Source organism: Paenibacillus sp. MDV22-iso6 (genome assembly GCF_058408365.1).
The window spans coordinates 594,002-606,184 of the sequence record NZ_JBZVDZ010000004.1 but is presented as its reverse complement, the minus strand read 5'-3'; the positions used below and the strand labels follow the sequence as shown (position 1 = coordinate 606,184).

The following is a 12,183-nucleotide window of genomic DNA, read 5'->3' as shown; positions in this document are numbered from 1 at the left end:
ATGAAATGTCCAAACTGTAGTTCCAAAGATATTGGGAAAATCGGTTCCCACCAGTTTTATTGCTGGGGATGCTTTATCGAATTAACAGTGAACGGTGAGAAAATGTCCGTATACCAAGTGGAAGAAGATGGCACGCTCAGCTCCCTCGATGATCTGTTCTTCGGGGAAGAGCTGCCGCAAGACTTCCCTCATCTTCATGCTTCTTCTTAGTAAGAAGCATAACTTCTTCTATATGCGGTTTCATGACAAAGACTGTCATTGAATGTTGTCATGAAATGATGACATATGTATATAGCTGCGGTTACATAGTGGTTCAAGGGAACTTGTATGAATATATGCTAACCCGGATCACAAGATGCGTCTCCTTCGTTATGAAGGAGACGCTTTTTTTGTGTGTTAATAAATATTCCCTTCCTTACATATACTGACTTTCAGAGCCAGTCCAAAAGGGAGAGATGCAAGTGGAACAATTAACCAAAAACAAGCTGTTCCGTTATGCCATCTGGCTGCTACTCGGATTGATTATTCTATATTTTATATGGCTGCTGCGGCCATTACTGCTTCATATATATGGATTTTTGAAAACAGTGCTGGCACCATTTATCGTGGCCCTCATCATATCCTATGTTCTCAATCCGATTGTAAGCATGCTGGGAGGGCGCAAAGTCCCTCGAACCATTGCCGTGCTGTTAATCTATGCTTTTTTCCTAACCTGTATCGGGGTCATCCTGATGAATGTCATTCCGGTGTTGATTGAACAGTTGGAGGAACTGAACGAGCATATGCCTGAACTGTCGATGCGTGCTCAGAGTCTGATGAACAATATGGATCACAAATTGATGCCGCCAAGTGTGCGTACAGGTATGAACAGCTGGTTTTTCCAGATGGAGGATCGGCTGACCCAGGGGATCACGAAGCTGATGGATAATATCGGGACAACCATTAATGTGTTGTTCAACGTGTTTATCGTGCCATTTCTCATTTTCTATATGTTAAAAGATTTTGAGGTGTTCGAGCGTACGATTGTGGCGTACCTGCCCCGCTCACGGCGCAAGGCCATTGTTTCGGTTATGAAAGAGATTGACACGGCCTTGGGAAACTATATTCGCGGACAATTTATCGTCTGTGTGATTGTGGGCATCTTTGCCTACATTGGTTACATGGTCATTGATATGCCTTATGCACTGCTGCTCGCGAGCATTGTCGCTGTATTTAACATCGTGCCTTATTTGGGGCCGTTTCTTGGAGCTGCTCCTGCAGTGGTGATGGCGTCTACGGTATCGTTCAAAATGGTGCTCTTCGTTGTCATTGTGAACACACTGTGCCAGGTGCTGGAGAGCAACGTCATCTCCCCTCAGGTGGTAGGGCGGACTTTGCATTTACATCCGTTGTCGATTATCTTCGCGCTCCTTGTGGGAGGCGAACTGGCGGGCATAGTAGGTCTCATTCTAGCGGTGCCAGTTTTTGCTGTTCTGAAGGTCATTGTGCAGCACTTTTTTGCCTATTACATCAAAAGAAGAACGGACTAATCGTAGCAACAGTCTGGTCCTAAAGGGTGCGTTGACACCATATAGGCATATCGATATAATGGAGGGGTATGTTTAGAACAAGAAATCGATGATGAAATGAAGTACGCCGAGGTTCCTTTCCTCAGAGAATAGACTTCTTCGGATCAGATGTAATCTGAGCCCGATGGCTGGAAGAGTCTTGAAAGTTGAAGCGGCGGAAAGCTAATTTCGGAGTGCAGGACAACCCTGCCGGGAGCGACCGTTATTTCGCATCAACGAGGAGATTGTTTGTTTCATCTGCGGATGAACAGCAATAACCAGGGTGGTACCGCGATTACAATCGTCCCTGACTATCAGGGGCGTTTTTTGTGTTTATTTTTACTTGTTAACAACCCGGAGCGAATACGCACCGGACTATTATAATTAATTGGGGGCACTCCGTATGAAAGCCAGTGAAATCCGGTCCAAATGGATAGAGTTTTTTGCAAGTAAAGGTCACAAAATCGAGCCAAGCGCATCGCTTGTACCTCATAATGATCCATCCCTTCTGTGGATCAATGCGGGTATGGCACCGTTGAAACCGTATTTTGACGGTCGGGAGAAACCGGAGAATCCACGTCTTGCCAACTCCCAAAAATGTATTCGTACAAACGATATTGAAAATGTCGGTAAAACTCGTCGTCACCATACGTTCTTCGAAATGCTCGGTAACTTCTCCATCGGAGACTATTTCAAGGAAGAGACGATTACTTGGGCATGGGAATTTCTCACAAGCAAAGAATGGATCGGTTTTGATCCGGAACGTCTCTCCGTAACGGTATACCCGGAAGACGAAGAAGCCTTCAAACTGTGGAACGAAAAAGTAGGCTTGCCTGCTGAGCGTATCATCAAACTGGATGAGAACTTCTGGGATATCGGCGAAGGTCCGTGTGGACCTTGTACCGAAATCTTCTATGATCGCGGCGAAGCTTATGGCAACGACATGAATGATCCCGAGATGTATCCAGGCGGGGAAAATGAACGGTACCTCGAAGTATGGAACCTGGTATTCTCCCAGTTCAATCACAACAAGGACGGTAGCTATACACCGCTTCCGAACAAAAATATTGATACAGGCGCAGGTCTGGAACGCTTTGCATCCATTCTGCAAAATGTGGATTCCAACTTTGACACAGATCTGTTCCAACCAATGATTCAAAGAACAGCGGCTCTTGCCGGTGTGAAATATAATGACAGCGTAGAGATTGACGTTGCACTTAAAGTCATTGCCGACCACATTCGGACCGTTGCCTTTGCTGTGGGTGATGGCGTTCTGCCAAGTAATGAAGGACGCGGATATGTCATTCGCCGTTTGCTCCGCCGTGCCGTACGTTACGGAAAAGTACTGGGACTGGACCGTCCATTCCTATATGAACTGACAACGACTGTTGGTGAAGTGATGGGTATGTACTACCCGGAAGTCGTGGACAAACAGGAGTTTATCGCTAAAGTGATCAAAACCGAGGAAGAGCGTTTCCACGAAACACTCACAGATGGTCTGGCTATTCTTGCGGATATCAGCGGCACAGCCAAGTCCGAAGGACGTACGGTTATTAGCGGGCCTGAAGCGTTCAAACTATATGATACGTACGGTTTCCCGTTTGACCTGACAGAAGATTATGCAGCAGAGCATGGTCTGACGGTAGATCGTGAAGGTTTTGATGCTTCGATGCAGAAGCAGCGTGAGCTGGGACGTGCAGGACGCCAAGAAAGCGAGAGCATGAAGGTTCAAGGCGGACCGCTTGCCGATCTTGCGGTTAAAAGCGAGTTTGTTGGTTATAATGACCTGTTGACGGAAGCAAAAGTGGTAGCCATCGTTGCTGGTGACGCACTGGTAGACTCCGTAAGCGAAGGACAGACATGCCAGGTCATCCTTGATAAGACTCCGTTCTATGCGGAAAGTGGCGGACAAGTGAGTGACCAGGGCTTGCTGCGCGGAGCCAGTGTAACGGCGAAAGTGCAAGGTCTGTTCAAAGCTCCGCTGGGACAACACGTACATCTGGTGACTGTAGAGTCCGGTGAACTGCGTGTGGGTGATGTGATTAAAGCTGAAGTGGATGCGTCCAAACGCGGCGATATTATCAAAAACCATACCGCAACTCATTTGCTGCACAAAGCGCTCAAAGATGTGCTCGGAACGCATGTCAATCAGGCAGGATCACTCGTAGAGCCTCAACGTCTGCGCTTTGACTTCTCGCACTTCGGCAGTATTACGCCGGAAGAATTAACAGAGATCGAGCGTCAGGTAAACGAACAGATCTGGAATCGTCTGAACGTAAACATTGAACTGAAAGCTATTGATGAAGCTAAAGAAATGGGTGCAATGGCACTGTTCGGTGAAAAATACGGCGATATCGTACGTGTGGTACAAGTCGGAGACTATAGTTTGGAACTTTGTGGTGGCTGTCACGTAAACAATACATCAGAGATTGGTATCTTCAAGCTGGTGAGCGAGAGCGGAATCGGCTCCGGCGTACGTCGGATCGAAGCTGTGACTGGCCGTGGCGCGTATCTGTATGTAGAAAGTCAGCTTGAATTGCTCAAACAATCCGCATCCCTGCTCAAAGCAAATGTGGCGGATGTTCCTAAACGCATTGAAGGTCTGAATCAGCAATTGAAAGAAGCTGCGAGAGAGACTGAATCACTGCAAAGCAAACTGAGTGCCATGGAAGCAGGCGCATTGACAGATCAAGTGGTACAAGCAGGAAATACACAATTGCTTGCAGCTCGTGTGGATGCTCCGAACATGGATGCACTGCGTACAGTGGCTGATGAATTGAAAGTAAAACTGCCTAATGCAGTACTCGTACTGGGTGCTCCATCTGACGGCAAAGTGAATTTTGTTGTAGCTGTCCCTGCTGAACAAGTAAAACAAGGGCTGCATGCAGGTAAAATCGTCAAGGAAGTTGCGGCAGTATGCGGCGGCGGAGGTGGCGGACGTCCTGATATGGCGCAAGCCGGCGGCAAGGATGCAAGCAAGCTGGATGAAGCGTTGAAACTGGCGGTTTCACTGGTTAGCGGGCATATTGCATAAATCCATTGAGCGGCTTTCAATCTTCAAAATATAAATCGAAATGGTTCTGTTCGTTTATATTTTGTACCCAAGAGCGAGTGGAATCGAATGATGCAATATGCTGAAGCCAGTAAAGGACAAGCAAAAAACACAATTGGCTTATCCTTTGTTTACTTGTGGCAGTCAGAATATGTTATTATATAAGCAGAAATCAATTCGGCAGGACATGGTCCCCATGTTCATGCAGGAGCGAGGTGTCATCAATGGACTCCATGGATAAGACGGTTAAATTTAATGTGAAAGCCGACGAGCAGGAAGCATCCTCCAAAGAGATTCTTCTCACGGTATATGATGCACTGGTGGATAAGGAGTATAATCCTATTAACCAGATTGTCGGGTATCTGATTTCTGGAGACCCCGCATACATCCCTCGTCACAACAATGCACGCAGTCTGGTCCGTAAAAAAGAGCGTGATGAGCTGATTGAAGAGCTTGTTCGTTCTTATCTGGCCAATCACCGGTAATGTACATCGCTTCCGCTGTGATGCAGCTATGCAGGCAGCGGGAAATGAACCGACAGAAGACAGCCTGAAGCTTGAGAAGGCGATTATTAATCGACCTAAGCAGGCTTGAGGATGGGAGAGCATGGATGAAAATATTAGGTTTGGACTATGGGGACCGAAGAATCGGAGTTGCCGCTAGTGACGCCTTCGGTTGGACTGCCCAGGGATTGGAAGTACTTGAACGCCGCCGGGATGAAGGTGAGTTCGTTCGGATTGCTGAACTTGTGCGTGAGCATGAGATTGGCGAGATCGTAGTCGGACTTCCCAAAAACATGAACGGCACCGTAGGGCCGCGTGGTGAAATATGCATCGCTTTTGCCGACCGCCTGCGGGGCGAACTGAATTTACCTGTTCACCTTTGGGATGAACGGCTGACAACCATGGCAGCAGAACGAACGTTGCTTGAAGCGGATGTCAGTCGCAAAAAACGCAAGCAGGTTGTGGACAAAATGGCCGCAAGCTTGATTTTGCAAAATTATTTGGATGCCAATAGTAAAAGGTGAGGGGGATCAACAATGGCTGAAGATCAACTGGGTATGGAAGAAGAATCGGAGATTATTTACATTGCGGATGACGAGGGTAATGAAGAGGAATTCGAAGTCATCATGAAATTCGAAGTGGACGGTTCGGAGGCCAAGTACATGATGGTTGCTCCGGTTGAACCCGAAGATGGAGAGACGGATGTTTATGCATTCCGTTATGAAGAAGAGGGCGACGATATTAAACTTTTCGTCATCCAAGATGATGCCGAATGGGATATCGTCGAGGAGACGTTTAATACATTTCTTGCAGAAGATGAAGAGGAAGCGAACTAAATGACAGAATACAGCCGCGAAGACTTGAAATGGACAGATTCGCTGCGTCTGGCTTTTGGTGCTCACGTTGAGCTGGAAGAAGAGAACGGTAAATCGCATCCGTATGACCTGTTGGCTGAGTTTGAAGTGAAGGGCCAACAGTATGCGGTGCTCCGCAGTTCATTACGTCCTTATGACGAAGTTGAACTTCTGCGGGTTTTACCGGGAAGTGAAGGCCAGATCATGCCGGAATTAGTTACGATTGACGATGATGATGAGTGGGAGAACATCTCGGAACTGTATGATGAATGTACACTCCCCATTGACGAAGATTAATCAGCTTCAAATTGAAGAAACCGGGAGGGCGGAGAAGTCCGCTCTTTTTGGTTGTGTAAAGGAGTTGTTTCTTTTTTGAAAGGGAAAGCAATAGTAGTCATACTGCTTATCATTGTAGTTCTTGCCGGAGGCGCAGGCGGTTACGTATGGAGTATGATGCGTCCCGTGGAAGCTTCTACAGAACCGGTCGTATTCGAGATTAAGAGCGGATCGGGAACTTCGAAAATCGCGGATCGGCTTCAAGAGGAAGGCCTCATTCGAAGCGGGTTAACATTTAAAGGGTATTTAAAGTGGAAAAACCTAGGTTCTAATTTCATGGCGGGTACATATTCTATGAATCCTGGCGTGACATATGATGAGATTGTTAGCAAGTTGAGTAGTGGCGAAGTTGTGCCGGAGGAAATGGTGAAATTTACGATTCCGGAGGGTTATACCATTCTGCAAATGGCGGGTAAGCTTTCTTATGAGCATGTCGTAGATCGAGATGAATTCATCAAGCTGGCTAATGATCCTTCGGCCTTTGATGTAGATATCGTCAAAAATATTCCAGTGGATGAAGAACTTCGCTACGTATTGGAAGGGTATCTGTTCCCGGAAACGTATGAGCTGAAAAAGGGAAGTTCCACGCATGATGTGATGCAACGGATGCTGGAAGAATTTCAGACCAAGATTAATTCCATTCCTGATTTGGAAGCCAAGCTCCAAGAGAAGAACCTTTCCCTGCATGAACTGCTGACCATTGCGTCACTGGTGGAGAAAGAAGTTGTAGTGGATGAGGAACGTGCTCTGGTTGCAGGTGTAATCTACAATCGGATTAATCAGGATATGAAGCTAGAGATTGATGCTACCGTGCAATATCTGCTCGACAAGCCGAAGGAGCGGTTGTTTTTCAAGGATCTAAAGGTGCAAAGTCCCTATAATACGTATCTGAATAAAGGCTTGCCACCAGGTCCAATTGCCAGTCCAAGTCTTCCGTCCATTGAGGCAGCGCTAAATCCGGAAGCTTCGGAGTATCTGTTCTATGTGACGAAAAAGGATGGCTCGTCTGGACATCTGTTTGCCAAAACGTATAAGGAACATCAGCAAAATATAGCCAAAAGTAAGGCTGCGCAATAAGCGGAGGGGATGTATATGAGTACGAAACATGAACTGCTCGTTACGGCGGCAAATGTGAAAGAGGCAGAGGTGCTGCTCCAAGCAGGAGCAGATGCTTTGTTAATTGGGGATGATCGCTTCGGCATGCGTCTTCCCGGCAGCTTCAGTGTGGAAGAAACAGCAGAGGTCGTTGCCGTTGCAGTGAAACATCAGGCTCGTGTATACGTGTCCATGAACAATCTGATGTCCAACGAGCTGCTAAAGGAATTACCTGAATATGTTCAAGCACTGGGTAAAGTCGGTGTACATGGGGTGGAGTTCAACGATCCATCTGTGCTCGCCGCTATTAAGGAGCATGCTCCGCATATCCAGCTGCACTGGAACGCTGAGATGACATCGACCAACTATGCAACAGCCAACTACTGGGGAACTAAAGGAGCGAGTCGTGTCGTGCTTGCTCGGGAGCTGAATATGGACGAGCTTACAGAGATGGTTCCATTTCTGAAGGTGGAAGCTCAGGTTCAGGTACATGGCATGACGAACATTTATCATTCCAAACGGAGTCTGGTGCAAAGTTATATGTCCCATCAGGGGCGTCCTGTAGAGGGGCATTTGGGTAAAGAGCGTGGTTTATTTCTGATCGAGGCTGAACGCCGGGATGAGAAGTTCCCGATCTATGAAGATCTGAACGGAACTCACATCATGAGTTCGGAGGATATTTGTATTCTCGAAGATCTTCATCTGTTGATGGAGGCCGGGGTACACAGCTTCAAAATCGAAGGCATGTTAAAATCGCTTGCGTATAACGAAGCTGTTGTACGTGCATACCGTATAGCTCTGGACAGTTATGCAGCTGATGCCGATGCTTATGCATTTTGTGAAGAATGGCTGGACGAGGTTCGTCAGTTGCAGGACCCTGAACGGGAATTGTCGTTTGGATTTTTCTATAAAGAACAGGTGTATTAATAGACGAGGTGAACAACATGGAAACAGTGGCGGTACAGCGGAAGTTCTCGGGTAAACGTAACCGTCTGGACAAACCGGAGCTGCTCGCTCCGGCGGGCAACCTGGAAAAACTTAAATTTGCAATCCATTATGGTGCAGATGCTGTGTATATCGGTGGACAGGCATACGGATTGCGTTCCAACGCGGATAACTTTAGCTTTGAAGAGATGCGCGAGGGTGTGGAATTCGCCAAAAAATATGGAGCCAAAGTTTTCGTGGCAACCAATATTTATGCGCATAATGAAGATATCGAAGGCATTCAAGCGTATTTGCAAAACTTGTATGATGCAGGAATTGCAGCTATTATCGTAGCAGATCCAGCAATTATTGAAGTGGCTCAGCGTGCCGTACCGGGTCTGGAAGTGCATTTGAGTACACAACAATCCACTCTGAACTGGCAAGCTGTGAAGTTCTGGAAGGATGAAGGTCTTCCACGCGTCGTTCTCGGACGTGAGACAAGCTTTGAAGAAATTGAAGAAATCAAAGCCAATGTGGATATCGAGATCGAAGCCTTTATTCATGGAGCGATGTGCTCGTCATATTCCGGACGTTGTGTGTTGTCCAACCATTTTACGGATCGGGACTCCAACCGGGGTGGCTGCTGCCAATCCTGCCGCTGGAAGTATGATCTCTTTGAAGATGCCCGGGAAGATACCGTGTGGGTCAGCGAAGAAGAAATGCAACTGCAGGCACCTGCACCATTCAAATTGGGAGAGAACCAGCTACCCCTATTTCAGGAGCAGGACAATTCTTTTTCCATGGGTTCGAAGGATCTGTGCATGATTGGGCATATTCCTGAGCTGATTGATGTTGGTGTGGATAGTTTCAAAATCGAAGGACGCATGAAGTCGATTCACTACGTGGCTACCGTGGTTAACGTATATCGTCAAGCTATTGATTCTTATATGGCTGACCCGGAGAACTATGTATTGAAGCCTGAGTGGGTAGAGGAAATGAACAAGGCAGCGAATCGTCCACTGAATACCGGATTTTTCTATGATACACCGGATCATGAGGACCACATCTATGAACCGGAAGAAAAAGCGGTACCTTTTGACTTTGCTGGATTGGTGATGGACTATGATGCGGCTACAGGAATGGCGACCATTCAACAGCGTAATCATTTCAAACCTGGACAGGAAATCGAATTTTTCGGTCCGGGAGGCCACTTTTTCAAACAAGTGGTTGGGGAACTGCAGGATGAAGAAGGCAATGTGCTCGATGCAGCTCGTCACCCGTTACAGCGTGTAAAAATGAAGGTGGATCAACCTGTTTCCTACTTTGATATGATGAGAAAAAAGAAGTAGGTTCAAATGCCTAGTTTTTAACAAAATAATATTATGTTTTAACAATATAGTGTTATAAAATTTACAAATTTGACCTCCGTATATCGGTATATGGGGGTCTTTTTTTTATAGAAAAATAGGAAAAAAGTTGTAATAAATTTCGAAAAAACGAAAGGGGAAAGGAGAAAGCTGTCGAATACTACATATTTATAGGGGAGAGAAAGAAAAATCCAACAAGTAAATTACTGGCAGGTGAATGGGATTGGTTCAAAAGAAGCAGAAGGACAGTGGGGAAGAGTTGAAAATACCCGAGAAGGTTAAGCCCGAGAAGGTTCAGAAAGTAAAGAAAGAAAAAGTAATGAAAAGTAAGACAGGGGATACTTCAAGCAGAAAGGCTTTTAAATTAGACTCAGGTAATCTGAGGTCAGGGTGGAACAAGACCAAAAACCAGTTGAAGAATCAAAACTGGAAAGATGTTGGGGGAACCACGTTTACACAGATTAAGAAGGCTAATCCGGTTAAATCGGTAGGCGTTAAGCTGTTTTTGGTCTTTTTTGTAGGAATCATGTTTTTTGTTATTGGTTTAGGTCTATTATCCTATGCTAAAGCCAAAGATACGATTGAGAAGAATGCATCCCGATCAAATCAGGAAACGATTGAACAAACCAAACAAAAAATGGACATTATCCTGGAACGGTTTGTAGACACATCTACACAAATTTTCTTCGATCCGGAAATGCAGTCCTTGCTTCAAAAGATGTCTGATAAGAATTTGTCAGCATATGATACGTTTGTGAATTCAAGCTCCATCAACAAACAATTATCGAATATTGCTTTTACGAATAAATCTATGGAAGCGATTTATCTTGTGCCTACAGACGAAACAAGATCTACAATGGGCACAGGTAACAGCAGTTCTTCCATGGGCGACATTCGGAATGAGAGTTGGTACGACGAGTTGGTACAAGCAGGTGGATATCGCTGGCTTCCAACGGAAGTCAAAGAGGATGGTAGCACACCAACGTTCCGAATTGCCCGTTCAATGAAGAACCTGCAAGGGACAACCCAGTCCTATGTGTTAATCATTGAATTGAAATTGGAGGTTCTGGAGCAGCAATTGAAATCACTTGACTTGGGTGAAGGCGCAGTCCTCCAGCTCATTGCTCCGGACAACAAGGTTGTAGCTTCAACGATTGCTGATCGTACAGGAAAAGATACGGATTTGGCTTTTATAAAAGAGTTGAAAGAAAAATCCGGCAGCACGAATACGGAGTATACGGTGGATGGAAATTCAACCAATATGCTGGCGTCATACAGCACCATGGATACATCCGATTGGAAACTGATTGGGATGGTTCCAACTTCGATCCTGGTGAAAGATGCCAAGGGTATTCTTACACTGACTTTGTGGATGGCATTGATTGATGCCGTTATTGCGATACTGATCGGTATTTGGATGGTTCGTATGATTGCCCGCCCAATGGGCAAATTGAAAGATCTGATGCAAGAAGGTGCAAAAGGGAACCTCAAGGTGCGTACACCTTATAGCTCCCAGGATGAAATTGGCCAATTATCGGCTGCATTCAATCTGATGATGGAGCAAATTACGAAACTCGTGGAGCAAACCAACCGATCTGCACAGGAAGTATTGGATACTGCTTCTGAGCTAAGCAGTGCATCCAAGAAAACAGCAGTCTCTGCTTCAGAGATTGCCGTTGCCACTGAAGAAATTGCAGGTGGAGCAAGCAGTTTGGCAACAGAAGCGGAGCGTGGAAACGAATTGACCGACAATATCTCCCGTCAGATGGAGAGTGTGGTCGCCGCAAATGAACAAATGGGTGATTCAGCCCGCCATGTAGAGAAATCCAGTCAGACAGGTACACAGCATCTGAACCAGTTGATGACCAAAACACAGAAGACAGAAGAAATGATTGGTGCGTTGGTGAACAAAGTGGATTCCTTGAAAGAGAGCACATCCTCTGTTCTGAAGGTGCTTGACGTCATGCAGAATATTACCAAACAAACGAACATTCTCTCCTTGAATGCAACAATTGAAGCCGCTCGTGCTGGTACAGCTGGACGCGGGTTCATGGTGGTAGCAAATGAGGTTCGTCAGTTGGCTGAACAATCAAGACAGTCCATTGATATGGTCGGCGACATTACAGACAAGATTATGACCGAAATGAATGAGACGGTAGATCAACTGTCTGCAGCTTATCCATTATTTAAGGAACAGATGGATGCCGTAAAAGATACCAATGTAATATTTGCTTCAGTACAGCAACAAATGGGTGCTTTTGTTGAGAGTCTGAGCATGGTCACCGGCTCAATCGGAGATTTGAATCAATCTCAAGGTACGTTGTCCGAAGCGATGAGTAATGTCAGCGCAGTAGCTGAACAATCTTCTGCAACGTCCCAGGAAGTTGCCTCCTTGAGCAGTGAACAACAAAATATCAGCAACCAACTGGTGAATTTGTCAGCAAAACTAGAGAATGTATCGACAGAATTGAAAGATACATTGTCTCGCTTTACAGTCTAATTTGA

11 protein-coding genes are annotated in these 12,183 nt (G+C 45.9%); all 11 read left to right on the top strand.

Translation table 11 applies throughout. The features are described from left to right. Positions 1 to 210: a YrzR-like zinc ribbon domain gene (locus AC4PM4_RS14750; RefSeq protein ID WP_024633070.1), complete on the top strand. Its 210-nt coding sequence runs from the start codon at positions 1 to 3 to the stop codon at positions 208 to 210. Positions 211 to 461: 251 nt separating this feature from the next. Next, positions 462 to 1,529: an AI-2E family transporter gene (locus tag AC4PM4_RS14745; protein ID WP_063566848.1), complete on the top strand. Its 1,068-nt coding sequence runs from the start codon at positions 462 to 464 to the stop codon at positions 1,527 to 1,529. A gap of 421 nt (positions 1,530 to 1,950) precedes the next feature. After that, the gene (gene alaS, locus AC4PM4_RS14740; protein ID WP_072734757.1) at positions 1,951 to 4,581 is read left to right on the top strand and encodes an alanine--tRNA ligase; all 2,631 of its coding nucleotides are present in this window, start codon (positions 1,951 to 1,953) and stop codon (positions 4,579 to 4,581) included. A 242-nt stretch (positions 4,582 to 4,823) separates the two neighbouring features. Next, positions 4,824 to 5,084: an IreB family regulatory phosphoprotein gene (locus AC4PM4_RS14735; RefSeq protein ID WP_024633073.1), complete on the top strand. Its 261-nt coding sequence runs from the start codon at positions 4,824 to 4,826 to the stop codon at positions 5,082 to 5,084. A 125-nt stretch (positions 5,085 to 5,209) separates the two neighbouring features. Further along, complete coding sequence (gene ruvX / locus AC4PM4_RS14730; RefSeq protein ID WP_063566850.1) at positions 5,210 to 5,626, top strand: Holliday junction resolvase RuvX; 417 nt, start codon at positions 5,210 to 5,212, stop codon at positions 5,624 to 5,626. 12 nt (positions 5,627 to 5,638) lie between these two features. Next, the gene (locus AC4PM4_RS14725; RefSeq protein ID WP_024633075.1) at positions 5,639 to 5,938 is read left to right on the top strand and encodes a DUF1292 domain-containing protein; all 300 of its coding nucleotides are present in this window, start codon (positions 5,639 to 5,641) and stop codon (positions 5,936 to 5,938) included. Next, a complete protein-coding gene (locus AC4PM4_RS14720; RefSeq protein ID WP_024633076.1) occupies positions 5,939 to 6,253 on the top strand; it encodes a DUF1292 domain-containing protein in 315 nt (104 codons plus the stop codon). It abuts the gene before it with no gap. A 75-nt stretch (positions 6,254 to 6,328) separates the two neighbouring features. Beyond that, positions 6,329 to 7,369 carry an endolytic transglycosylase MltG gene (gene mltG, locus AC4PM4_RS14715; RefSeq protein WP_491613934.1) on the top strand — a complete coding sequence of 347 codons (1,041 nt, stop codon included), beginning with the start codon at positions 6,329 to 6,331 and terminating at the stop codon, positions 7,367 to 7,369. Between the two features lie 15 nt (positions 7,370 to 7,384). Beyond that, on the top strand, positions 7,385 to 8,314 hold the full coding sequence (locus tag AC4PM4_RS14710; RefSeq protein WP_491613933.1) for a peptidase U32 family protein: 930 nt from the start codon (positions 7,385 to 7,387) through the stop codon (positions 8,312 to 8,314). Positions 8,315 to 8,331: 17 nt separating this feature from the next. Next, on the top strand, positions 8,332 to 9,660 hold the full coding sequence (locus AC4PM4_RS14705; RefSeq protein WP_064635863.1) for a peptidase U32 family protein: 1,329 nt from the start codon (positions 8,332 to 8,334) through the stop codon (positions 9,658 to 9,660). A 235-nt stretch (positions 9,661 to 9,895) separates the two neighbouring features. Continuing rightward, positions 9,896 to 12,178, top strand: coding sequence for a methyl-accepting chemotaxis protein (locus AC4PM4_RS14700; protein ID WP_491613932.1), 2,283 nt, complete (start codon positions 9,896 to 9,898; stop codon positions 12,176 to 12,178). The last annotated feature ends 5 nt before the right edge of the window (positions 12,179 to 12,183 follow it).